At 64.5% G+C, this 23,319-nt stretch carries 23 protein-coding genes and 1 pseudogene; 10 read left to right on the top strand and 14 right to left on the bottom strand.

Translation table 11 applies throughout. The features are described from left to right. The first annotated feature begins 96 nt into the window (after nt 1-96). Nucleotides 97-1,074 (top strand): Bug family tripartite tricarboxylate transporter substrate binding protein, encoded by a 978-nt coding sequence (locus RHPLAN_RS13480; RefSeq protein ID WP_068018576.1) that lies wholly within the window; start codon nt 97-99, stop codon nt 1,072-1,074. Here the strand turns inward: RHPLAN_RS13480 and RHPLAN_RS13475 are convergent. The 4 genes and pseudogenes from RHPLAN_RS13475 to RHPLAN_RS41025 form a co-directional block, all read right to left on the bottom strand. Next, nucleotides 1,065-1,268 (bottom strand): hypothetical protein, encoded by a 204-nt coding sequence (locus RHPLAN_RS13475; RefSeq protein ID WP_237180134.1) that lies wholly within the window; start codon nt 1,266-1,268, stop codon nt 1,065-1,067. The genes RHPLAN_RS13480 and RHPLAN_RS13475 overlap by 10 nt on opposite strands. A 56-nt stretch (nt 1,269-1,324) precedes the next feature. Further along, nucleotides 1,325-2,224, bottom strand: coding sequence for a S49 family peptidase (locus RHPLAN_RS13470; protein ID WP_068018573.1), 900 nt, complete (start codon nt 2,222-2,224; stop codon nt 1,325-1,327). 218 nt (nt 2,225-2,442) lie between these two features. After that, the gene (locus RHPLAN_RS13465) at nt 2,443-3,228 is read right to left on the bottom strand and encodes a tRNA1(Val) (adenine(37)-N6)-methyltransferase (RefSeq protein ID WP_068031136.1); all 786 of its coding nucleotides are present in this window, start codon (nt 3,226-3,228) and stop codon (nt 2,443-2,445) included. 27 nt (nt 3,229-3,255) lie between these two features. Further along, nucleotides 3,256-3,498: pseudogene (locus tag RHPLAN_RS41025) on the bottom strand (putative signal transducing protein); the annotation flags it as partial. A 230-nt stretch (nt 3,499-3,728) separates the two neighbouring features. On the opposite strand from RHPLAN_RS41025, the gene RHPLAN_RS13460 reads away from it, so the two are divergent. Next, a complete protein-coding gene (locus RHPLAN_RS13460; protein ID WP_068018569.1) occupies nt 3,729-4,736 on the top strand; it encodes a polyprenyl synthetase family protein in 1,008 nt (335 codons plus the stop codon). A 25-nt stretch (nt 4,737-4,761) separates the two neighbouring features. Here the strand turns inward: RHPLAN_RS13460 and RHPLAN_RS13455 are convergent, their stop codons facing one another. From RHPLAN_RS13455 to RHPLAN_RS13445, 3 genes are all read right to left on the bottom strand, one after another. Next, nucleotides 4,762-5,631 carry a 4-(cytidine 5'-diphospho)-2-C-methyl-D-erythritol kinase gene (locus tag RHPLAN_RS13455; protein ID WP_068018566.1) on the bottom strand — a complete coding sequence of 290 codons (870 nt, stop codon included), beginning with the start codon at nt 5,629-5,631 and terminating at the stop codon, nt 4,762-4,764. A gap of 103 nt (nt 5,632-5,734) precedes the next feature. After that, nucleotides 5,735-7,522, bottom strand: coding sequence for a tetratricopeptide repeat protein (locus tag RHPLAN_RS13450; RefSeq protein WP_068018564.1), 1,788 nt, complete (start codon nt 7,520-7,522; stop codon nt 5,735-5,737). 173 nt (nt 7,523-7,695) lie between these two features. After that, a complete protein-coding gene (locus tag RHPLAN_RS13445) occupies nt 7,696-9,345 on the bottom strand; it encodes an electron transfer flavoprotein-ubiquinone oxidoreductase (protein ID WP_068018561.1) in 1,650 nt (549 codons plus the stop codon). Nucleotides 9,346-9,424: 79 nt separating this feature from the next. On the opposite strand from RHPLAN_RS13445, the gene RHPLAN_RS13440 reads away from it, so the two are divergent. Then, complete coding sequence (locus RHPLAN_RS13440) at nt 9,425-9,988, top strand: hypothetical protein (RefSeq protein WP_068018559.1); 564 nt, start codon at nt 9,425-9,427, stop codon at nt 9,986-9,988. Between the two features lie 14 nt (nt 9,989-10,002). Beyond that, nucleotides 10,003-10,830: a uracil-DNA glycosylase gene (locus RHPLAN_RS13435; RefSeq protein WP_068018555.1), complete on the top strand. Its 828-nt coding sequence runs from the start codon at nt 10,003-10,005 to the stop codon at nt 10,828-10,830. Here RHPLAN_RS13435 and RHPLAN_RS13430 read toward each other — a convergent pair. Further along, nucleotides 10,827-11,120 (bottom strand): hypothetical protein, encoded by a 294-nt coding sequence (locus tag RHPLAN_RS13430; protein ID WP_068018551.1) that lies wholly within the window; start codon nt 11,118-11,120, stop codon nt 10,827-10,829. The genes RHPLAN_RS13435 and RHPLAN_RS13430 overlap by 4 nt on opposite strands. A gap of 148 nt (nt 11,121-11,268) precedes the next feature. Between RHPLAN_RS13430 and RHPLAN_RS13425 the strand changes: the two genes are divergently transcribed. Continuing rightward, nucleotides 11,269-12,357, top strand: a complete 1,089-nt coding sequence (locus RHPLAN_RS13425) for a tetratricopeptide repeat protein (protein ID WP_068018548.1) — start codon at nt 11,269-11,271, stop codon at nt 12,355-12,357. A gap of 109 nt (nt 12,358-12,466) precedes the next feature. Here the strand turns inward: RHPLAN_RS13425 and RHPLAN_RS13420 are convergent, their stop codons facing one another. After that, nucleotides 12,467-13,222, bottom strand: coding sequence for a molybdate ABC transporter substrate-binding protein (locus tag RHPLAN_RS13420; RefSeq protein ID WP_198164909.1), 756 nt, complete (start codon nt 13,220-13,222; stop codon nt 12,467-12,469). Nucleotides 13,223-13,227: 5 nt separating this feature from the next. After that, nucleotides 13,228-14,550, bottom strand: coding sequence for an NCS2 family permease (locus RHPLAN_RS13415; RefSeq protein ID WP_068018541.1), 1,323 nt, complete (start codon nt 14,548-14,550; stop codon nt 13,228-13,230). Nucleotides 14,551-14,682: 132 nt separating this feature from the next. On the opposite strand from RHPLAN_RS13415, the gene RHPLAN_RS13410 reads away from it, so the two are divergent. Both RHPLAN_RS13410 and cydB read left to right on the top strand, forming a co-directional pair. Continuing rightward, nucleotides 14,683-16,080, top strand: coding sequence for a cytochrome ubiquinol oxidase subunit I (locus tag RHPLAN_RS13410; protein ID WP_068031133.1), 1,398 nt, complete (start codon nt 14,683-14,685; stop codon nt 16,078-16,080). Between the two features lie 21 nt (nt 16,081-16,101). Continuing rightward, nucleotides 16,102-17,103, top strand: coding sequence for a cytochrome d ubiquinol oxidase subunit II (cydB, locus tag RHPLAN_RS13405; protein WP_068018538.1), 1,002 nt, complete (start codon nt 16,102-16,104; stop codon nt 17,101-17,103). On the opposite strand, the gene RHPLAN_RS13400 is transcribed toward cydB, so the two are convergent. The 4 genes from RHPLAN_RS13400 to RHPLAN_RS13385 form a co-directional block, all read right to left on the bottom strand. Continuing rightward, nucleotides 17,097-18,809, bottom strand: a complete 1,713-nt coding sequence (locus RHPLAN_RS13400; protein ID WP_068018535.1) for a glycosyltransferase family 39 protein — start codon at nt 18,807-18,809, stop codon at nt 17,097-17,099. The genes cydB and RHPLAN_RS13400 overlap by 7 nt on opposite strands. Nucleotides 18,810-18,951: 142 nt before the next feature. Beyond that, nucleotides 18,952-19,686: a ribonuclease HII gene (rnhB, locus tag RHPLAN_RS13395; RefSeq protein WP_084244831.1), complete on the bottom strand. Its 735-nt coding sequence runs from the start codon at nt 19,684-19,686 to the stop codon at nt 18,952-18,954. Between the two features lie 91 nt (nt 19,687-19,777). Then, nucleotides 19,778-20,215, bottom strand: a complete 438-nt coding sequence (locus tag RHPLAN_RS13390; RefSeq protein WP_068018532.1) for a VOC family protein — start codon at nt 20,213-20,215, stop codon at nt 19,778-19,780. Between the two features lie 30 nt (nt 20,216-20,245). After that, nucleotides 20,246-21,451 carry a PA0069 family radical SAM protein gene (locus tag RHPLAN_RS13385; protein ID WP_084244829.1) on the bottom strand — a complete coding sequence of 402 codons (1,206 nt, stop codon included), beginning with the start codon at nt 21,449-21,451 and terminating at the stop codon, nt 20,246-20,248. Between the two features lie 134 nt (nt 21,452-21,585). On the opposite strand from RHPLAN_RS13385, the gene RHPLAN_RS13380 reads away from it, so the two are divergent. The 3 genes from RHPLAN_RS13380 to RHPLAN_RS13370 all read left to right on the top strand — a co-directional run bounded on the left by RHPLAN_RS13380 (nt 21,586) and on the right by RHPLAN_RS13370 (nt 23,296). After that, on the top strand, nt 21,586-21,867 hold the full coding sequence (locus RHPLAN_RS13380; protein WP_068018529.1) for a hypothetical protein: 282 nt from the start codon (nt 21,586-21,588) through the stop codon (nt 21,865-21,867). A gap of 121 nt (nt 21,868-21,988) precedes the next feature. After that, entirely contained in the window at nt 21,989-22,261 is a 273-nt protein-coding gene (locus tag RHPLAN_RS13375) for a hypothetical protein (RefSeq protein WP_068018526.1), read from the top strand. Nucleotides 22,262-22,360: 99 nt separating this feature from the next. Continuing rightward, complete coding sequence (locus RHPLAN_RS13370; RefSeq protein WP_068018523.1) at nt 22,361-23,296, top strand: bifunctional helix-turn-helix transcriptional regulator/GNAT family N-acetyltransferase; 936 nt, start codon at nt 22,361-22,363, stop codon at nt 23,294-23,296. Nucleotides 23,297-23,319: the final 23 nt, after the last annotated feature.

Raw genomic sequence — 23,319 nt, 5'->3', positions numbered from 1 at the left:
TCAAGGCGCGGGAACAGGCTCTCCCCACATGGGTCCTGGCACGATAGGGTCGCCCAAAACATCGGCCAGTCGGGGCCGATCGAATGGGAGGATTTCGTGCCGCTACGCCTTGCCGCTTTCGCCTGCGCGCTTTTCGCCTTTGCGGCGTCGGCCACCGTATCCCAGGCGCAGGATACCTCCCGGCCGATTCGCATCGTGATCGCCTTCCCGGCCGGCGGCCCCACTGATTTCGTCGGCCGGCTGGTGGCGGACAAGGTCAAGGACATCCTGGGCCAGCCGATCGTCATCGAGAACAAGCCCGGCGCCAACGGCGCGATCGGCGCCGACTATGTGGCGAAGTCACCGCCCGACGGCAGCACGCTGTTTCTCACCACGCTGGGTGCGCTGGGCGTGACACCGCATATGCGGACCGACGTCCGCTACGACGCCATCAAGGACTTCGCTCCGATCACGCTGGTGGTGCTCAACACCACACTCATCGTGGTGAAGGCCGAGTCGCCCTTCAACTCGATGAAAGACCTCACCGCCGCAGCGAAGGCCAAGCCGGGCGAAATGACCTTCGCCTCGACCGGCGTGGGCTCCAACACACACCTGGCGCTGGAGCTCTACCAAAGCGCTGCCGGCGTGAAATTCGTGCATGTGCCCTATCGTGGCGCGGCGCCTGCTCTCACCGATCTGCTCGGCGGCCAGGTCCAGGTGTTCGCCGCCGATGCGCCGGTGCTGATGCCCCACATCAAGGGCGGGAAGGTCAAGCCGCTGGGCGCGGCGTCAGGCCGGCGCAATCCGATGCTGCCGGACGTGGCGACACTCGCCGAGCAGGGCTATCCGGACACCACGGTCGACAACTGGTACGGACTGCTGGCTCCCGCCGGCACGCCGCCCGCGACAATCACGCGGCTTCACGACGCCTTCGTTGCAGCGGTCAATGATCCGGTGGTGAAGGACAAGCTGATCCAGTCCGGCGCGATCCCGGTCGCCAACAGCCCTGCAGAGTTCGGCAAATTCCTCAAAGAGGAATACGACCGCTGGGGCAAGGTCGTGCGCGAACGAGGAATCAAAGACGATCAGCGATAGGGACGGTATTCGCCGGTCACCGGATCGCGCCGGAGCTTCGGCAGCCGCGCGCGCTCAGGGTCGGTGACCCGCACCGGACGGACCTGATCCAATTCGCCGTTGATGCGTTGCCATTCGCGGCTGATCAGCTTCATCACCACGACGGCACCGATGGCGCCAAGCGTCCAGGCGACAAGGGGTGGCAACGCAGGCATGAGATTCTCCTCAGGGTCGGTGTACTTGGTGTTCCGTCACAGTCTAGCGGTTCGATCTACAATCCATAACGTGCCCAAAGCGCGCGTGTTTCCAGCGCCGCGATGACATCTTCGGCAAGGTTGGCTCCGCTCCATAGCGACGAAAGCCCCGATCCCGCACCGGCGCCTATCCCCGGCACCCGCCGCCCGAAGAAACCACGGTCGGCAATCAGCGGGGTGCGGACCCTATCGCCAAAGCGGTCTCGCAGGACCCCACGGAGGTCGCCGATGGTATCGGCCAGTCCCAGTTCCAGACCCCGCCGACCGGTCCAATATTCCCCAGAGAACAAGGCCGTTTCGCGGCTGTCGAGCTTGCTTCCCCGCCGCGACTTCACGAGTTCGATAAAGCCCTCGTGAATGCCGCGCTGGATGGCGTGCAGCTTTTCGACCTCGTCGGACTTTTCCGGCAGGAACGGATCGAGCATGCCCTTGCGCTCGCCTGCGGTGTAAAGCCGCCGCTCGACGCCGATCTTTTCGATCAGCTTGTCGAAGCCGAACGAGCCGCCGATCACTCCGATCGAGCCGACGATGGACGACATGTCGCAGATGATCTCGTCGGCGGCGCAGGCAATCATGTAGCCGCCAGAGGCCGCCACATCCTCGACGAAGGCAAACACCGGCACCTTCTTCTCGTCGGCAAGCGCCCGGATGCGCTTGAAGATCAGGTGCGACTGGACCGCCGAACCTCCCGGAGAATTGATCGAAAGCGCGACGCCTTTGATGTTCTTGATGGCGAAGGCGCGCTCGAGCGAACGGGCGACATTGGCCATTGTCATGCCGGGCCGCAGCGGCGTCGAAATGCCGATCGCGCCACTCAGCCGCACCACAGGAACCACCGGAATATCGGAGCGAAAACGCGCCGGAATAAGCGGCGCGAGCATGGCGCCTACACGCTGCATCGGGGTGACTTCAGACATCGGCAACCATCTCTCTTGACCACTTTACGAGTCATTCATTGTTAACACACCCCAGGCAGATTTCCCGGAACATCAAGGCCGACGGGGCGTTAAGCCGTTAATTTTGGAACCGGGTATGAAGCTGCTTTTCCTGTTCGTGTTAATGACGGCGATCGTGCTTGCGGCCCATCCGGGCGCGTTGATCCGCACCGTCGCACGCCGTTCCGCGGCCTGACCGCCTAACGACCAGACATCGGCAGCGCCTGCGCGCCGCGCAAGACCGCTTCAGCTTCTGCGGTCGGCTTGCCGTCTTCACCGTTCAACACCAGTCCAGGCAAAAGCATCAGCGGCGCGCGGCTGCTCTTGTGCGCGCAAACAAGGATGCGAATGGCCGGCTGGCCGGCACGGCCATGGACCGGCAGCACTGCAATGCCGCCGAAGCGCTCGCCGAGCGCAGCGAGAACGTCACCGAGTCCGTCAGCGCGCCAGATCAGCGTCAGCGAGCCCGCCGAGTGCAGCACGCGCGACGCGGCGTCGATCCAATCCACCAAGAGGCTTTCGGACGCCGCGTGAGCGAGGCGCCTGCCAGGATCAGGCGACACGTTCTGCCGCGACGGATCGTGGAACGGTGGATTCATCAGAACGTGATCGGCTGAGCCGGGCGTGAGCCCAGCTGCGGCGTAGTCGGCGGCCGGGCCGGCGACGTCGAGCGTCACCGCCCTCGCCCGTTCCGAAAGCCCATTGCGTTCGATGTTCTCGATAGCGAGCGAGGACAACTCCGGATCGAGCTCCAGCAACGTGACCTCGACATCCGGGATGCGCATGGCGAGCGCCAAGCCAGCGGCACCGACTCCCGATCCGAAATCGATGATCCGATCGCCGGCGCGTGCTGCGGTCGCGGCAGCCAGCAGAATGGCATCGTGGCCGACGCGATGACCGCGCTTCTTCTGTTTGAGCCGCAATCGTCCGCCGAGCACGGCGTCGTCGGTCAGCTCGGCATAGAGCGCCGGTTTGTCAGGCCGCAATTCGTGCGCGAGGCCCGCGTCCTCCAGCAGTCGCCTGGCATCCTCGATGCTGGTCTCCTCAACCAGGATGCGGCGCGGCAGGATTCCGAGCGAGCCTTCCAACACGCTCATATGCTGGTCGAGCACCAAGTGCGGGATCTCGGCGGCTTTCAGGAGTGCTTCGATCGCGGTGATCAGCACGGCGTTGTTGGTGCGAACGAGTTCGTGCACGGTCGTCAGCTCCGCCGCCACTCCCCGGCCGGCGTAAGCGACGCCGCGATCCGACCGCATCCAGCGGCGAGCAAAGCGGTATTTCTGACATCCTTCCGCAACATTGGCGCCCGCTCTCTGCGCCCGGCCGGGCGCTCTTTTGCCGGCTGCCTTGGCATCGGGAGAAATCCTTGTCGCAGCCCCCGCCGGCACCCTTGCCCGCATATCATAGCGCTTCTATGTGTTCCCGTGTTATCTGCGGGGCCGCGTTTGTCCGCACCGTCCGATTTGCCTCGCCTTGGAGAACCATTTTGGCCGTCGTCGTCCCCTTCAGTCCGGCAGATGCCACAATCGAGCGGCTCGTCGAGCTCGTGAACGCCGATATGGGCCGGGTCAATTCCGAAATCCTGTCGCGCACCGGCTCCGAGGTCACGATGATCCCGGAGGTCGCCAACCATCTGATCTCATCGGGTGGTAAGCGGCTGCGGCCGATGCTGACGCTCGCCACGGCGCGGCTGAACGGCTACTCCGGCGACGGCCATATCAAGCTCGCCGCCGCCGTCGAATTCATGCACACGGCGACGCTGCTGCACGATGACGTGGTCGACCAGAGCGACATGCGCCGCGGCCGCCCGGCCGCCCGCAAGGTCTGGGGCAACGAGGCGAGCGTGCTGGTCGGCGACTTTTTGCTGGGCCAGGCTTTCAAGATGATGGTCGAGGTCGGCTCGCTCCGCGCGCTCGAAATCCTGTCATCGGCTGCAGCCGTGATCGCCGAGGGCGAGGTGATGCAGCTCGGCGCAGCCAAGAACACCGCGACCACCGAGGACGAATATCTCGCCGTGATCCGCGCCAAGACCGCCGAGCTGTTCGCCGCGGCCTGCGAGGTCGGCCCGGTGCTGACGCAACGCTCGAAGGCCGAGGCCGCCGCCTGCCGCTCGTTCGGCATGAACCTCGGCATCGCCTTCCAGCTGGTCGACGACGCGCTCGACTACGGCGGCAAGGCGGCCAAGCTCGGCAAGAACACCGGCGACGACTTCCGCGAGGGCAAGATCACCCTGCCGGTGGTGCTGTCGTTCCGCCGCGGCTCGGAAAGCGAGCGTGCGTTCTGGACGCAGACGCTGGAGAAGGGCGAGGTGTCCGACAGCGATTTCGAAACCGCGGTCGGCCTGATGATCAAACACCGGGCGCTGGAAGACACCATCAAGCGCGCCCAGCACTACGGCGCCATCGCCCGCGACGCTCTCGCGCTTTATCCGGCGTCGGAGATGAAGCAGGCGCTGGAAGAGGCGGTGGAGTTCTGCACCGCCAGAACGCACTGACACTGACGTGCAGACCTGAGGGCGATCAGCCGAAGCTTGTCGCCTTCACCCACCATGTGGGCTGGGCGGCCGATATGCTTTTCGCGGCCGCTGCGGCGGTACGCGGGGACGCATACAGACCAAAGCAGGTTGCGCCTGAGCCGGACATCCGCGCCAGCACGCAGCCTTTGGTCTCGCGAAGCCCCAGAAGCACACGCGCGATGACCGGCTGGATCTCGATCGCCGGCGGTTCGAGATCGTTGCCGTGTTTTGCAAGATAGGCGACGAAGTCTTCCAGACCGCGCGGCAGCGCGCGCGAAGGCGCCGCGCGGCGCACAGGTCCGCCGGGCTTGAGCCCAAGCCGCATGAACACGTCCTTGGTCGGGACCGCGACGCCGGGATTGATCATCACGGCGGCGATCTTCGGCATCTTCAGCGGCACTGAGAGCGCCTCGCCGATGCCGCGCATCCGTCGCGGCCGCGGATCGACGCAGACCGGCACATCGGCGCCCACCGTGGGCGCAACCTTGATGAGCTTCGGATTGTGACGCGCGAGCCGGTTGGCGCGGGCGAGCAACCGCAGCGCCGCGGCAGCGTCGGACGAGCCGCCGCCGAGCCCGGCCGCGACCGGCAGATGCTTCTCGAGAGTGAAGCGGCCGAGCGTCAGGCCAGGCGTTTCGACAGCGAGCGCACGAGCGGCCTTCAGCACCAGATTGTCGTCGAGCGGTCCGGCCTGCTCGGCGGTCTCGCCGCGAACCTTCAGCGACAGCGTCGGTCCGGGCGCAAGCGTGAGACGGTCGGCGATGCCGGCAAAGACCACGAGACTGTCGAGCAGATGATAGCCGTCGGCCCTGCGGCCCAGCACCGCGAGCGTCAGATTGACCTTGGCGGGAGCGAGTTCGACGAGAGTTGCCATAATGGCAACTTATCCGCCGCTGTTGCGATTATCGCAACAGCACTGTGATAACAACAATGCCCGGCAGAGCCGGGCATTGTGCGCATTCGGTTCGACTGGCCGGTCAGTTCGGCTGGGTGGCCTCCCCGTCCGCTTTCTTCTTGCCGTTGGCGACCGAAGTCTCTTCCGGCATACCGCTCGCAATCTTCTGCTTGATCTTCACCAGATCCTCAGGCTCGGGCTTGAGGTCCCGGGCGTGCGACCACTGGAAGTTCGCCTCGAGCGTCCGGCCAACCTTCCAATACGCATCCCCGAGATGATCGTTGATAGTCGGGTCTTCGGGCTTCAGTTCGACGGCCCGCTCCAGATTCTTCACCGCTTCGTCGTAGTTGCCGACCCGGTAATAGGCCCAGCCGAGCGAGTCGACGATGTAGCCGTCGTCCGGCCGCTGCTCGACCGCACGGCGGATCATCCGCATGCCCTCGTCGAGATTGGTGCCCTGGTCGATCCAGGAATAGCCGAGATAGTTCAGCACGTGCGGCTGATCGGGAAACAGCTCCAGGGCTTTCTTCAGATCGGCCTCGGCGCGGTCCCACTTCTTCGCTCGTTCATTGCAGATGCCGCGGAAGTAATAGACCAGCCAGTTCGACCGCTCCGGATTGGCGATCTGGGCGATCGCCTTGCCGTAGACGTCGGCGCACTCGTCGAACGCCTTGCGAGAGCGGAGGATGTTGCCCAGCGCCATGATGGCGTCGGTGTCGTCGCCGTGCTCGGCGATGAGCTTGCCGAGGCGCTGCTTGGCCTCGTCGGTGCGATCCAGGCTGTCGAGATCGGTGGCAAGCTGGATCTCGGCATTGCGGCGCAACGGCGAGTTCTGCGGCACCCGCTCATACATCTTGATCGCGAGCTCGGGGTTCTTCACCTGCTCGTAGAGATCGGCGAGCGAGAGCAGCGCCAACGGCTGATTGGGCGCGAGGTAGAGCGCGAGCTGCAGATAGACAAGTCCCAGATTCTCGCCGCCGCGGCGGCCGATCGCGGCGCCGAGGCCGTAGAGCACTTCGGCAGCGCCGGTCTGCGGGCTGTCGACGATGGGCGGCACGGTCTTGCCCTTGTTGAGCAGGTCCATCTCTTCAGTGATCAGCGGGTGGCGCGGCAACTGCGCATCGAAGGCCTTGTAGACCTTGAGCGCCTCTTCCTTGTTGCCGTTGCGCGACAGCCAGGAGCCGTAAGCCTCGACGATGCGCAGCGCCGAGCCGTCGAGCTTGGCCGCCCGGTCGAAACGCTTGCCGGCCTCTTTCTTTCCGCCCGACAAGTCGAGGATCAGACCCGCGTGCAGGTCCTTGAACAGCGCGTACCATTCGGCGCCCTGCAGCTTGTCGATCGCCTCGACCGCGCCTTTCGCGTCGTTGGCGCCGTAGCTTGCCCAGGCGGCGAGAAGCGTCGCGGCGAGATCGGTGATCGGCCCGCGCACCGACTGCGTCAGGTTCTGCTTGGCGGCCTGGTATTTCTTCTGCTTGAGCGCTTTGACGCCGATCACGAGCCTCGCGATCCTGTCATTCTTGTCGATGACGATGACCTGTTCGGCAAGACGCGTCGCCTCTTCGACATCGCCCTCGGACAGCACCGAGAGGAAGGCAAGTTGCAGGAGTTCGGTGTTCTTCGGATCGTTGCGGAGCGCTGCGCGGTAGTAGGCGGCGGCGGCGCCTGCATCGCGTTGCGTGCCGGCGTGGCGCGCCGCGAGATAGCTGCCCGACATCGTCAGGCGGGCAAGCTCGCTTGCCGAAGGAGTAAAGGTCTGTCCCAGAGGCGGGTTCTGCGAGGTCCCCTGCGCCGACAGTGTTGCGGGCAAACAAAGCGCGGCCGCGCCAAGCACGACCCCTGCCAAATGGCGAAATTTCTTCGAAACGTTCACGAGTGAATGCCTCCATGGGCGGCGGTGCGCCAGCCCTCCGAGTCGCCTGCAGGATGGCCTTTTTACTGCGCCGCCGCAAGGACGCCCCAGCCACGCGCCATCCCCCCAACACCTTGCAAACCCGCGGTGTGGCAGCATCGTGACGAAGCCTAAAAATCAGCCAGGAACTGACTTCACATATTCGAATACTTGGGCCCGCCGCTGCCTTCCGGCGGCACCCAGGTGATGTTCCGGTTGGGGTCCTTGATGTCGCAAGTTTTGCAATGCACGCAGTTCTGCGCGTTAATCACAAACCGCGGCTTTCCCGCCTCCTCGACCCACTCGTATACGCCGGCCGGGCAATACCGCGCCGACGGCCCGGCATAGATGTCGTGCTCGGACGACTGCTGGAGCGCCATGTCCCCGACACGCAGATGCGGCGGCTGATCCTCCTCGTGATTGGTGTTCGAGAGAAATACCGATGACAGGCGGTCGAAGGTCAATTTGCCGTCGGGCTTGGGATAGGCGATCGGCTTGCACTCGTTCGCGGGCCTGAGCGTATCGGAGTCCGGCTTGCCGTGGGCAAGCGTGCCGACCAGCGAGAAGCCGAGCGTGTTGGTCCACATGTCGAAGCCGCCGGCGGCGATGCCGAGCGTCGTGCCGAGCTTCGACCACAACGGCTTGGCGTTGCGGACCTTCCAGAGATCCTTGCCGATCTCGCCGTCGCGCCACGCTTCCTCGTAGCTTGCGATCTCGTCGTGGGCGCGGCCCTGCGTCAGCGCGTCGGCGATATGCGTCGCGGCAAGCATGCCGGACAGGATCGCATTGTGGCTGCCCTTGATGCGCGGCACGTTCACAAAGCCCGCGGCGCAGCCGATCAGCGCTCCGCCCGGGAAGGTGAGCTTCGGCACCGACTGATAGCCGCCTTCGGTGATGGCACGCGCGCCATAGGACAGCCGCTTGCCGCCCTCGAAGATGCCGCTGATGTCCGGGTGGGTCTTGAAGCGCTGGAATTCCTCGAACGGCGACAGATACGGATTCGAGTAGTTGAGATGCACGACGAAGCCGACCGCCACGAGGTTGTCGTCGAAGTGGTAGAGGAAGGAGCCGCCGCCCGTGGAATTGCCGAGCGGCCAGCCGAAGCTGTGCTGCACCCGGCCGCGCTTGTGCTTGTCGGGCGCGACCTGCCAGAGCTCCTTCAGGCCGAGGCCGAACTTCTGCGGCTGGCGGCCACGATCGAGGCCGTAATTTGCGATCAGTATTTTCGACAGGCTGCCACGCGCGCCCTCGGCGAACAGCGTGTATTTAGCCTTGAGCTCCATGCCGCGGGTGAAGTCGCCACGCGGCTTGCCATCCTTGGCGATGCCCATGTCGCCGGTGGCGACGCCGACCACCGCGCCGTTCTCGAACAGCACCTCGGTCGCGGCGAAGCCCGGATAGATTTCCACACCCAACGCCTCGGCCTTGGTGGCGAGCCAGCGGCACACATTCCCCAGCGAGACGATGAAGTTGCCGTGGTTCGACATCAGCGGCGGCATCATGAAATTCGGCAGCCGCATGCCACCGGACTGGCCGAGCCAGTAGAACCGGTCATCGGTCACGGGCGTCTTGATCGGCGTGTCTTCGGAACGCCATTCCGGCAGCAGGCGATCGAGGCCGATCGGGTCGATCACCGCGCCCGACAGGATGTGGGCGCCAACCTCGGAACCCTTCTCGACCACCACGACGCCGAGTTCAGGCGAACGCTGCTTAAGGTGAATCGCTGCAGCAAGCCCCGCCGGGCCCGCGCCGACGATAACGACGTCGAACTCCATGGATTCGCGGGCGGGCATCTGATCAGACATGGTAAACTCGCAACCTTTTGTTGCACATGCATTTTCTCCGTCGCATGATAGCCCAGCTTGGGGAGTTGAGGGCTAGGAAATGGCGAAGAGCCACTATCTGGAAACGGATCGTCTGGCGAATGTTATCGCAGCTCTCCAGACAATGGCCGTGGCAGATCGCCCGTCCGCCACCCTGAATCGTTGGGTCGCGGAGCTGGAGGCCAGCGAAGAGCTGACATCCGACCAACTCGATCAGTCTCCCATCAAGTTTGCCGAGCGCAAGAAATGGCAGGCTGTTTTCGAGCAACATCCGGAATTCTTCAAGACCTATACGCTACGTGGCGAGCCGCGCGTCCTGCTTCGCTGGCGCTTTTCGGAATCGATCAAGCGCGAGGCAAAGGAAGGGGCCAACGGCAAGGCTTCCGCCGAGAAGCCGGAGGGCGACGCAGCCAGCAGCCCGCTCAACGCCGATCAGATTCAGGTGCTCATCAACACCGCGATCGAGATGCACGCCAAGGAGGTGGCCAGCGAGCGAGCGCCCGACCATTTTAGGCCGCTGCTGATGGCGATCATCGGGGCTGCGCTCGGCACCGTGGCCGGCGGTTTGATCATCGTGCTGCTCGGTCTTTTGCAGAGCGGGCCTGCGCACCGGCTGTTCGACTGACTATATCTGCCGGGATGAACATCGACCGCGCCAAGGCCAACCGCGACCTGCTCGCTTTCTACAGCGAAGCGGGTGTGGATATCGCGCTTCGCGACGAGCCGAACGACTGGCTGTCCGCCGAAGAGCCCGCGCCTGCCGCCGCGCCGGAGCCGGCCCCTGCGCAACGTTCCCCTGCGCCACGTTCCCCTGCGCCTGTGCGCGCCGTCAGTGCGTCCATTCTGCCATCCGCTCCGGTGCCGCCACCGCCCGATGCCGCCGTGATGACGGCTCGCGAGGCCGCGCGCAGTGCCGCGAGCCTTGACGAGTTGCGAACCATCCTCGACGGCTTCGACGGCTGTGCGCTGAAGAACGGCGCGAGCCGGCTCGTGTTTGCTGACGGCACGCCGGGGTCGCGGCTGATGCTGGTCGGCGAGGCGCCGGGCGCCGAGGAAGACCGGCAGGGCCTGCCCTTCGTCGGCAAGTCCGGACAATTGCTCGACCGGATGCTGGCTGCAATCGGGCTCGATCGAAGCAAGGTCTATATCGCCAATATCGTGCCGTGGCGGCCGCCGGGCAATCGCACGCCGACGCCGGTCGAGACGCAAATCTGCCTGCCGTTCGTTCAGCGCCAGATCGAGCTTTGCGACCCGGACGTGCTGGTCACCATCGGCCAGCCGTCCACCGGCGCGCTGCTCAACGTGCAAGGCATCATGAAAAACCGCGGCCGCTGGTTCTCCTATCAGACCGGCACGCGCGAGATCCGTGCCATGCCGATGCTGCACCCGGCCTATCTCCTGCGTTCGCCGATCGGCAAGCGGCTCGCCTGGCGCGATCTGCTCGCGATCAAGAAGGCGCTCGGTTAAGGCTTGTCGAGACCAGGCTTTCGCTTGCGGCGCAGGTCGAAAAACAGGAAAGCCGCGCCACCGAGCGCAGGGATCACGGGAATTCCGGTGATCGCCGAAAACAGCGCGATCGTAATGCCAAAGTCCGCAAGCGCCTGAGAGGATTTGGTTGCGCAGGTGACGCCGACCTCATCGAACGGCGGGCATTGGCCGTTAACCCAAACGACGGCGAGCGCGATCGCCGCCGCAAGCATGACCGCCAGCGCCGGATAGCAAATTAACCTGAGCAACAGAAAGAACGCGGACCGCATTGCGTTTCACCGCTGGGACGCAATGATGATGCTCGCATGCTTGTGATGAAATCGCCACCGGGATTGCGCGGCACCGGGGGCATTTCGATGCATTCGGGGACTGATCATGACTAGTGACCGGCGCAGCCTTCCATCGTCTAAGCTTTTGATGCTGGGCGCGTTGCTGATCTTCGCCATCGGTTTGGGCGGCTATTTCGGCTTCCGGCCGAAAGTGAAGCCCGATCAGCCGGCACCGTCCGAGCTTGCCGGGCCTCCGGCGCAGACCGAATTGAGCGGCGTGCCGACCCAAGAGCCCGTGCCGGTCCGTGAGCTCGTGCAAGCTCCCCAGGCAGAATCTCAGCCGGTGCAAGCCCAGCCCATAGAGACCCAGCCGTCTCCAATGACGCCGCAGCAGGCTGCTCCGCTCCCCTCGCCTGTGCCGGATTCTCAGGCTGAGAGCCAGGCCGCGGAGGCTCCAAGCAAAGCAACGCCAGCCCAGCAGACCTCGGCGCAGACCGCCGCATACTGCATGAACGACGGCAAGTCGTCCGAAGCCGATATCGCAATCAAGAACTGCGACGCCATCATCACCGAGACGACCAAGAATCTCGCCAACGCCTATTACTTCCGTGGCAACGCCAAGGTCGGCAAGAACGACCTCGACGGCGCAATCGGCGATTACAGCCAGGCCCTGCGTCTCGACGGCTCGGACCCCGATTACCTGAACAGCCGCGCCCAGGCCTATGAAGCCAAGAACGATCTCGAGCGCGCGCTTGCCGATTACAATCAGTCGATCAAGGCCAACCCGAATTTGGCGCTCTCCTACAACAACCGCGGCACGGCCTACCAGCGCAAGGGCGACTTCGCCCGAGCCGCCGCCGACTATGGCGAGGTCACAAGGATACAGCCCGGCAATGCCGACGCCTGGAACGCGCGCTGCTGGGTGCGCGCGGTGAGCGGCCAGACGCAGCAGGCGCTTGCCGACTGCGATCAGGCGCTGAAGATCAACGCCGATGCGCCCGACGTGCTGGACACCCGCGGCTTCGTCTATCTGAAGCTCAATCAGCTCGACAGCGCGATGAAGGACTATGACGCGGCGCTGAAGCTCGATCCGAAGCTTGCCGGCTCGCTCTATGGCCGCGGCCTCGCCAAGACCCGCAAGGGCGACCGGACTGGCGGCACGGCCGACATGACCGCCGCGAAGGCGATCCGCCGCGACATTGCCGAGGAGTTCGTGCGCTACGGCCTCAAGCCGTAGCGCCGGCGGCTCAGCGGTACGCGACGAGGATCGCGCGCGATCAAGGCGACGCCGAGCCAATTGGGCAGCGTGAGCTTCTCGATATTGCCGCCATGACTGAGGCCATGCCCTAAGCCGGGTCGTTGCCCTTGGCCTTGATCACAGGCTTTGCCTCAGGGCTCTTCAGGAGCTTGATCAACTCGCGTGCCGCCTGTTGGTTCGGCGATTGCGCCGACACGCCGGCCGTGAACATCACCACGGAATTGATCTCGGCCGGCAGCGGGCCGACCAGTTCGGCGTCCGGCACCGACATGATATTGGGCGTGACGATCAGGCCAAGCTCGACTTTGCCCTCGGCGACGAACTCCGACACCTCCTCGCCCGCGGTCTCGACCGCCTTGCCCTTGATTGCATCGGCGATGCCGAGCTGCTGGAACACCTTGCGCAGGTGGATCGTGCTCGCACCCTCCTTCAGGTAGGTGATCGACTTGGCGTTCAGCAGCGTCTTCTTGAAAGCCTCGACCGTGCTGATGTCCGGCTTCGGCGCACCGCGCTTGACCGCAACGCCAATGCCCGACGACATGATGTCCGTGCGGGTGTCGGCCAGGATTTTTCCGGACTTGATCAGGTCGTCGATCTGGAAATCGACCAGCACGGCGAGATCGAATGGCTCACCGCCCTCGATACGCCGCTTCATCACGGCAGCTACGTCGGCCACCACCTCCGGCTTGAAACCGTTGGCTTTCTCGAAGCTTGGCCCCAGCTCACCGACGATGACCTTGGTGACGCGCGAGCCGAAAATCTTCAGGTCGGCCGCATTTGCGGGATTCGCGCCAAGTGCAAATGCCGCAGCCAAAGCCACGCCGGCGAACCTCAGTCCTCGCATCATTCTCATCCTGTGATTGCGAATTTGGCGGCAAAGATCAGTGCCAGGATCACCACGGCGGGCTTCGCCTCGGTGAACTTGCCGGCGATGACCTTGGCCAACACGTAAGTGATGAAGCCAAGGCCGATGCCGGTCGCGATCGAATAGGTCAGCGGCATGGTGACAGCCGTCACCACCGCTGGCGCGTATTCGGTGAGATCGTCCCAGGCCATGTCGGCGAGGCCTTGGGTCATCACGCAGGCGACATAAAGCAGTGCCGCAGCGGTGGCGTAGGCCGGCACCATGCCGGCAAGGGGCGAGAAGAACAGCGCCAGAATGAAGAACAGCGCAACGAACATCGCCGTCATGCCGGTGCGGCCGCCGGCCGCAACCCCGGCCGCGCTTTCGATGTAGCTCGTCGTGGTCGATGTGCCGATCAGCGAGCCGAACATCGCGGCGAAGCTGTCGGCGAGCAGCGCCTGCCGCATCCGCGGCAGCTTGCCGTCTTTGTCGAGGAGGCCCGCGCGATGACTCACACCGATCAGCGTACCGGCATTGTCGAACACGTCGACCAGGAGGAAGCTGAACACCACGATCAGGAATGTCTGCTCGGCGATCCGGGAGAAGTCGAGCTTGAACAGCGTCGGCGCAAGCGACGGCGGCATCGAAGCGACGCCGTTGAATTGCGCGAGCCCGAGCGGAATACCGATGATGGTGACAACCAGAATGCCGATCACCGTGCCGCCGATCACCTTGCGATAGTTCAGCGCCGCTATCAGCACGAAGCCCAGCAGGCACAGCGCCGCCGGCCATTGCTTGAGATCGCCGAGCGTCACCAGAGTTGCCGGATGCGCCACGACGATCTTGGCCTCTTCCAGCGCGATGATCGCGAGAAACAGGCCGACCCCCGCCGAGATCGCGAGCTTCAAGTTCTTCGGGATCGCATCGATGATGTATTCGCGGACCCTGAAAAGCGACAGCAGCAGGAAGATCGCGCCCGAGCAGAACACCGCCGCCAGCGCCTGCTGCCACGAATATTTGTACCCAAGCACCACTGTGAACGCGAAGAACGCATTCAGCCCCATACCGGGCGCGAGCGCGATCGGATAGTTGGCGTAGAACGCCATCACCAACGTCGACACCGCCGACGCGATGCAGGTCGCAACAAACACCGCGCCCTTGTCCATCCCGGCATTGCCGAGAATCTGCGGGTTGACGAACAAGATATAGGCCATGGTCAGGAACGTGGTCGCTCCTGCAACGAATTCGGTGCGGACGTTGGTGCCGTGCTGCGCAAGCCCGAAGGTGCGCTCCAGAAAGCCCACAGGCTTTGCCGCGGTGTCGCTCATTGCCAATCCCCCAGTTAACTCCCAGCGCATTTGCAGCATAGCGATGCGCAGGCCGCGACACATCAGGCACTTGCGGAATTCAACAGCGAGTTCGACATTAGGCGGCGAAGAAAGGTGCCGGAGCATTGCATCATGGACCTCGATGCTGTCCTGTTGGCTCGTCTCCAGTTCGCCTTCACCATCACATTCCACATCATATTTCCCACCTTCACGATCGGGCTATCGGCCTACATCGCTACGCTCGGCGCGCTGTGGCTGAAGACCGATGCCGAGCGCTACCACGTGCTGATGCGCTTCTGGGTGAAGGTCTTCGCGGTGTCGTTCGCGATGGGCGTCGTGTCGGGAATCGTGCTCAGCTACCAGTTCGGGACCAATTGGAGCCGATTCTCCGTGGTCGTCGGCAACGTGCTCGGCCCCCTGCTCGGCTACGAGGTGCTGACCGCCTTTTTCCTGGAGGCGACCTTCCTCGGCATTCTGCTGTTCGGCTACAACCGCGTACCGCCGTGGCTCTACGTTCTGTCGGCCGCGGTGGTCGCTATCGGCACCGCAACCTCCGCGTTCTGGATTCTGTCGGCCAACAGCTGGATGCAATCGCCCGCCGGCCATGAGGTCCGCGATGGCATCGCCTATCCGGTCGACTGGCTCGCGGTCGTCTTCAATCCGACATTCCCGTATCGTTTCGCGCATATGCTCAATGCGGCCTATCTGACCACGGCCTTTGTCGTGCTTGCGGTGGGCGCCCGTTATCTCGTCGCCGGACGCCATGTCGACGAAGCCCGCACGATGCTGCGCATGGCCATCGGGCTCGCCGCCATCCTCGCGCCGCTGCAGGTGCTGATCGGCGATCAGCACGGGCTCAACACGCTCAAGCACCAGCCGACGAAAATCGCGGCGATGGAAGGCCATTGGGACGGCTCGAAGCCCGGCGACTTCGCGATCTTTGCCTGGCCGGATCAAAAAGCCGAAAAGAACCTTTTCGAGATTTCGATCCCGCATGGCTCATCGCTCGTTCTGACGCATGAGTGGAACGGTCTGTTTCCGGGCCTGAAGGACGTGCCGCCGTCCGAGCGGCCGCCGGTGGTCCCGGTGTTCTTCGCTTTCCGCATCATGCTCGCGGTCGGCTTCTTCATGGTGGCGGCCGCGCTTTTTGGCGCGTTTCTCTGGTGGCGCGGCACGCTGTTCGAGACGCGGTGGTACCTGCGCGTGATGTCGCAGATGTGGTGGATCGGCTTCGTCGCCGTGATCTCGGGCTGGGTTGTCACCGAGACCGGCCGCCAGCCCTGGATCGCGCGCGGAATCCTGCGCACCGCGGACGCCATCTCGCCGGTCTCGGCCAGCCACGTGCTGACCACGCTCATCCTGTTCGTGGTGGTCTATGGCATCGTGTTCACGATGGGCATCTACTACATCAATCGGCTGATCGAGAGCGGACCGCGGCCGGGCGCGTCCCACGACGAGGAAAGTCTGCCGAACCGGCCCATCGCCGCGGCGGCCGACAGGGGACGCGAAGTGTTCGGCGGCGGAAGCTAACGAGAGAGCAGGAGGCCCGTCATGGAATGGTACCTGCCTGTCATCTGGGCGGCGCTCATCGGCACCGCGGTCGCGCTGTACGTCATTCTCGACGGCTTCGATCTCGGCATCGGCATCCTGTTTCCGACGTCCAGTTCGGAGGCCGAACGCGATCAGATGATGCGTTCGATCGCACCGTTCTGGGACGGCAATGAAACCTGGCTGGTGCTCGGCGGCGTCGGCCTGTTCGTGGCTTTCCCTCCAGCCTATGCGGTGATCATGCCGGCGCTCTATTTGCCGGTGATCTTCATGCTGCTGTCGCTGGTGTTTCGCGGCGTCGCCTTCGAATTCCGCACCGTATCGCGCAGCAAGGTCTGGTGGAATTTCGCGTTTGCCTCAGGCTCGACGCTCGCGAGCTTCTGCCAGGGCGTGATCCTCGCCGGCCTGATCCAGGGCATCCGCGTCGAGAACGGCGCGTTCGCCGGCGGCGCCTTCGACTGGGCAACGCCATTCGCGCTGCTATGCGGCGTGGGCGTGGTCGCGGGCTATGCGTTCCTGGGCGCCACATGGCTGGTGCTCAAGACAGCCGGACCGGTCGCCGACCGTGCCCGCCAGCAAGCCAAGAGGCTGCTGCTTGCCGTGCTCGTTCTGATGGGCGCGGTCAGCCTGTGGACGCCATTCACCCAGCCCGCCATCGCGCAGCGCTGGTTCTCGCTGCCCAACACCCTCTATCTCTGGCCCGTGCCCGCGGTGACCGCGCTGATCGCCTTCGGCGGCTGGCATGCCCTAGAGAAGGGCCGCGAAGTCCGACCGTTCTTTGCGGCGATTGCGATGTTTCTCCTCGGCTATCTCGGGCTCGTGATCTCCTGGTTTCCCTATCTCGTGCCGCCCTCGATCACGATCTGGCAGGCCGCGGCGCCGCCGGCGAGCCAGATCTTCATCCTGATCGGCACGCTGGTGTTCCTGCCGCTCGCGCTGACCTACACGGCGCTGGTGTATTGGCTGTTCCGCGGCAAGGTGCAGCCGGGCGAGAGCTATCACTGAGGCGCGAAGCGATCCGGCGGCGGCCGTGACGGACGCGGACGCGGCGGCGGCGATGCTGCAGGCGGCGGTGCCTGGTGTTGCACGGGCGGCGGTGGTGGAGGCGCTGGCGGCGCCGGCTGCGGCGGCAGTGCCGGCGGCTCGAGCTCGGGTGGCGGCAACGGAATCGGCTGCATCTGCTGCGGCTCCGGCTGCGCCTGTACGTCAGGGGCTGCGCCCGGCGTGCGCGGACGGATCATGGCCCAGCCAAGCCGCATCAGCGGCATGCGGCCCTGGAAGCGGCGCGCAAAGGCCTGCGGCACCTCGGCGACAAGATTGGGAAACGCTTGCAGGATTTCGGCCGGCGGTTTGCCGCCGACATCGGCCGTGGGCCAGACAACGATGGCGCCCTTCTCCTCGATCTCGCTCCGCGTCACCTTCGGCAGATATTCCGGCGCGGACTGCATATAAAGGCTCGGCCGGCTCGGCGCGGCCAGCGAGATGAGCGCCGCGGTCGGCAGATCGCCCGCCACGATCTCGAGCGGCCTGCCGGTGCGGCGCTGGAAGCTTTCGGCGAAGAACGAACCGATGTCACGCGCCGGCCTCCCGACCTTGAGATCGATGGCGAAGATCCATGGCTGGATCGTCACCGCGAACGCGACCAGCACCGGCGGCAGGATCATCAACGCGGCCCAGGCATAGCCGATCACATATTGATGCTCGATGCGGATGCGGTCGCCGGCCGCGACCACCACCGCAAGCCCGGACATCACCGCGAGCGGGGCGGCCATGAAGTTTTCCGGCCGATGGCTGATCAGTGCAAACAGCGCCATCGCGAGGATCGGCGCGAGCGCAAAGAAATAGACGAACACCTTGGCGCCGGAATCCACCGGCTCGCGCTGCACCTCGGGCGGCTTGCTGCGCGACGGAAAGAAATAGCCGCGGGCGAGGATGACGAGGATGGCAAGCCCGGCATGGCTGAGGACCAAGGCCACGAGCAGCCAAGCGTAAGTGCGCAGATTCTGCACGACATCGTCGAGGCCGATCAGGTTGGTGCCGCCGCCGAGATCGAGCCAGATCAGATAGGGAAATTCGATGATCACGATCACCAGGCCCGCGATCCAGGGACCCACGGTCTCCAGATGCGAGCGTCCGACCCGGCTCCAAAGCAGGAACATCACGACGAGGCCGAGCAGGATCAGACCGGCATAGGTGGTGAGCAGGAGCAGACCCGCATCGATGCCGGCGGCGAGCCAATAGCGGACGTCGCCGCTGCCGGCCGCGCGCCAATAATGATAGAGCAACAGCGCCCACAGCGGCGCGGCGAGGATCGCAGGCCCAAACTCGGGTGTCGGCACCGAGAACACTGCAATGCCTGCCATCAGCAGCGCCGCCATCACGGCATGGACCTCGCCAACCACCGCGCGGCCGAGCGCCAGCACGGCCCAGAAGGTCACGACGATGGAGACCTGCGAGAGCAGGTAGACGCCGAACATGCCGAATGCGCGATAAGCCAGTTCGGCAAGCCAGAACGCAAGCGGTGGACCGAAGTCGGTGCCGAGTTGAAATTCGTGGCCGAGCGCCAGCACGAGCGGAAGCTGCCCGGGCGGCGCCGTGTAGAACACGAGCGGCACCAGCGTCCAAAGGACGAGCTGAAGCCCCGCCATGCTCCAGAACAATGTCAGCGGCCGGGTGCGCAGCAACTCGACAAACAGCGAAATCGACACCATGCCGCGGGAGCCCCCACAACTCCCCAAGCGGGCACGTTCGGCACCGCGTTGCGCGCCGAAGTAACGACGGTTCGCGTCAGAATTTCGGCCTTCGGGGCCCACTATATAGGATATGCTGCCGGATCAAGCGAACCGGAGAGCCTTACGGCTTTGCGCCCGAAAACAGCAGAACCTCTTCGGTCGTGGCCATTTCCACCACGGTTTCACCGTAAAATGCGGCAACCGGCGCGAAAGAGCGGCGGTGATGGACGGTCGGCCCGAGTTTCGTCAGCGCGGCCTGATGCTCGGGGACGCTGTAGCCCATATGGCGCTCGAAGCCGTAGCCGGGATGTTCCTCGCCGAGCTTCTTCATCAACCGGTCGCGCGTGACCTTGGCGACGATGGAGGCCGCCGCGATCGACAGCACCAGCGCGTCGCCGGCGATCACCGCCTGGCAATCGCAGCCGCAATCGATGCGGTCACGGCCGTCGACGAAGACGAGCTTGGGGCGCACCGGCAGCGCCTTGACGGCGGCGGCCAGCGCCCACAGCGAGGCGCGCAGGATATTGTCGCGATCGATACGATCCGGCGAGCCGAACGCCACCGCGACCTGGGCGGTGGCGAAGATCTTGTCGTAAAGCTTCTCGCGCTCTTCGGCGGTGAGCCTCTTGGAGTCGTTCAGCCCTCGCGGAATGCGCTTGGGGTCGAGGATGACGGCCGCCGCGACCACAGGACCGGCGAGCGGTCCCCTGCCGGCCTCATCGCAACCCGCGACCGGCCACACGCCCTTCGCCTGGGCCCGGCGTTCGCGATTGAACGTCGGCCGCAAGACAGTGTCGGCGAGCGGCAGACGCTCGGGCTTGGTCTTCGCAGCTTTGGCGGTGCGGGCAGGACTCATTTGCCGCGATCCTGCTCAGCGGCGGCTCGAAGTCAAACACGGCGGCGAACAAGTCGGTTCCGCCATGAGAATGGCGGGGAAAACTCGCGGCTCAGTCCGGTAGGATCAGACGCCCATCGTCGGTGAGATCGAGGCCCGGCGCCTGCACCACCTCCCAGCAGTGTCCGTCGGGATCGGAGAAATAGCCGCGATAGCCGCCGTAATCGGTCTTGCCTGCCTTGCGCAGCAGCCGCGCACCCGCGGTGATCGCCTTCTCGAGCGCGGCATCGACATCTTGGGGCGTCGTGCAGTTCCATGCGAGCGTCGTGCCGCGAAACGTTCGCGGCCTCGGCTCGTCTTCTTCGGTGGCATCGTCGGCGAGCTGCTTCCAGTCCCACACCACGAGCGCGACACCACCCGCTTCGAAAAACGCGATGTCATCGCCGGTCGCGCGAAACTTTCGGGTGAAACCCAGCGCTTCATAGAAGCGCGCGCTTGCCGGCACGTCGCGGACGCCAAGCGTCACGGCGGTCAATGCAGGTTTTGACAACTGTCCCTCCCCTTTACTTGACGCGGGTGTTCAACCGAACAAGCTCAGTTGCTCGGAGTTCGGCCGCGGCGGCCGGAAATGCGAGGTGCTGAGCGGCACCTTGTGCTTGTTGAGACCAAGTCTCGCGCAATGGTTCTCGAAACGCCGGCCGATCAGCCAGGCGTAAGGGCCGGCTCCGGTCATGCGTGCGCCGAACGTCGAGTCGTAATCCTTGCCGCCACGCATATCGCGGATGAGCTTCATCACGTGATTGGTGCGGTCCGGGAAATTGGCCTTGAGCCATTCGACGAACAGGTCGCGCACCTCGAGCGGCAACCGCAGCAGCACATAGCCCGCCCCACGCACGCCCGCGACCGAGGCGGCATCGAGAATTCGTTCGATGTCAGGATCGTTGATCGCGGGGATCACCGGCGCAACCATCACCGAGGTGGGAATGCCCGCGGCTGAAAGCTGCCGCAGCGCTTCCAGACGACGCATCGGCGTCGCCGCCCGCGGCTCCATCACGCGCGCGAGCTTGGCATCGAGCGTCGTCACCGAAATCGCGACCTTGACCAGGTTGCGCTCGGCGAGGCGAGTCAGGATATCAAGATCGCGCAGGATCAGCGCCGACTTGGTGACGATGCCGACCGGGTGACCTGCGCGCTCCAGCACTTCCAGGATGCCGCGCATCACCTGAAACTTGCGCTCGATCGGCTGATACGGATCGGTGTTGGTGCCGATCGCGATGGTCCGCGGCTGATAGCCCGGCGCCGACAGTTCCTTTTCCAGGAGCGCGGGCGCGTCCGGCTTCACGAACAGCTTGGACTCGAAATCGAGCCCCGGCGACAGTCCGAGATAGGCGTGCGTCGGCCGCGCGAAGCAGTAGACGCAGCCGTGCTCGCAGCCTCGATAGGGGTTTATCGACCGGTCGAAGGAAATGTCCGGCGACTCGTTCCTGGTGATGATGCGCCGCGTCGAGTCGATCAAGACGGTGGTCGCGAACGGCGGCAGTTCTTCCAGGCTCTGCCAGCCGTCATCGAACGCGATCCGCGCCACCGGCTCGTAGCGGCCCGACATGTTGGAGATCGTGCCGCGACCACGGCGGCGCTCGCGGTCCACCGCAAGATCTTCAGGATCGGTCGTCCTGGGCCGGACAATTTTGGGGCGGACAACCGTGCGCTCGCCCGTCGGCGCGGAGGGCACCGACGCCGACGGGCGGTGAAATGCAGATGTTGAATGTCGCGCTGACTGAGCCATGGCCGCAATCTAGTCCCTTCTTGAGAACAAAACAAGAACAAGAACTGACGCAGCACAACGAATTCGCAGGGCGTTGAAACAACTTCAGATTTCTGTGCTTGTTCCCTGAAATGAACCCAGCCGCGGAGTGACCGATGCACAAGGCCGTGATGCTCGCTGCAGCAGCGACGCTGCTACTTCTCGGTCCGAAGGGCGCCTTCGCCTATGGCAACGGCCCATGGTGCGCGGTGATCTCGGTCGGCGGAGGTTTCGTCTCGGAGAACTGCTCGATGCCGTCGTTTGAAGTCTGCCGCCAGGAGGCGTCTCACTTCGGACCAACGAGTTTCTGCCGCCAGAACGGATATTTCCGCGGCTATGCGCCCGAGCCTTCGCGTCATCGGGCGAAGAAACCCAAGCGCAAACACCGCGCCCAGTAAGCAGATACCGCGCCGGGCCGTTAACGATCGTTCGAACCCTCCCGGCCAGCCGCGCGACCAACGGTCAGGCGCGCATGCCCCTGCATGCGCTGAAGGGCCGTGAGGCCGGGAGAACTTTGAGATGAAGAAGATCCTTTTGATCGCGGCGTTGGCCGCCACCGCGCTTGTTCAGGCGCAGCCGAGCCAAGCCTACTTCCGCGGAAACTGGTGCGCCAAGATCGACCAAGGCGGCGGGTCGTTTGGCGAGCGCTGCGATTTCCCGAACTTCGCGACGTGCCGCAACTACATCGCCGGGCAGTCGCGGTCGTTCTGCGTACAGAACCAGTGGCAGGCCAGCAACTGGGGCGTCCGCGACAACCGCAGCGAATCCTACTTCAACCGCCAGTATCGCTAGGCTCACCCCACCAAACAGCGGCTTCCGGGCCACGTCCGGGAGCCGCTTTTGCTCGGATAGATACTTGACTCCGTCAAGTATCTATCCGAAGCTCGTTCCATGCCAGCCACCGCCCAACACGAAGCGCAGCGCGTTGCCGCTGTCCGCCGTTTCAACCGCTTCTACACGCAACATCTCGGCGTGCTGAACGACGGCTTCCTCGACAGCCCGTTCTCGCTGACCCAGGCGCGCGTGCTTTATGAAATCCGCGAGCGCCACTCCTCGACCGCGACGGACATCGGCCGCGATCTTGGACTCGATGCCGGCTATCTCAGCCGGCTGCTCGCCCAATTCGAGAAGTCCAGACTCATTCGCAAGGAGCGTTCGCCGTCGGACGGCCGGCAGAGTTTTCTGTCGATCACCGCCATGGGGCGCAAGGCGATGGATCATCTGGAGCGGCGCACGGTGCGGCAGGTTGGCGACGTGCTGCATCGGCTGAGCGATCCCGAGCAGGATCGTCTCGTCCAGGCCATGCGCTCGGTCGAGCGGATGATGGCGCTCGCATCGAAGACGGAGAGCGAAATCGTCCTGCGCGAACCTCGGCCGGGCGATCTCGGCTGGATCGTCGCGCGTCACGCCACGCTTTATCTGCAGGAATACGGCTGGGCTGGAAACTTCGAGGCCATCTGCGCGCAGATCGTCGCGGACTTCGGCATGAAGTTCGATCCCGCCCGGGAGCGCTGCTGGATCGCCGAAATGAACGGCGAGAATGTCGGTTCGGTATTTCTGGTGAAGGACACGGACGAGATCGCGCGGCTGCGTCTTCTTCTGGTCGATCCCGTTGCGCGCGGCCGGGGCCTGGGCACGCGGCTCACGGCGGAGTGCGTGCGTTTCGCCCAAGCGCGCGGCTATCGCCGCATCACGCTCTGGACCCACAGCATTCTCACGCCGGCGCGGCACATCTATGCCAAGGCCGGCTTCACGCTCACGTCGAGCGAGAAGAAAAAGAGCTTCGGCAAGGATGTGGTGAGCGAGATCTGGGATTTGAGATTTTAGGACTTTTCCCATCAACTCGCATC

Origin of the sequence: Rhodoplanes sp. Z2-YC6860 (assembly GCF_001579845.1) — a bacterium.
Taxonomy (GTDB): Bacteria; Pseudomonadota; Alphaproteobacteria; order Rhizobiales; family Xanthobacteraceae; genus Z2-YC6860.
The sequence above is the reverse complement of the archived record's forward strand: the minus strand, read 5'-3'. Positions and strand labels throughout refer to the sequence as shown.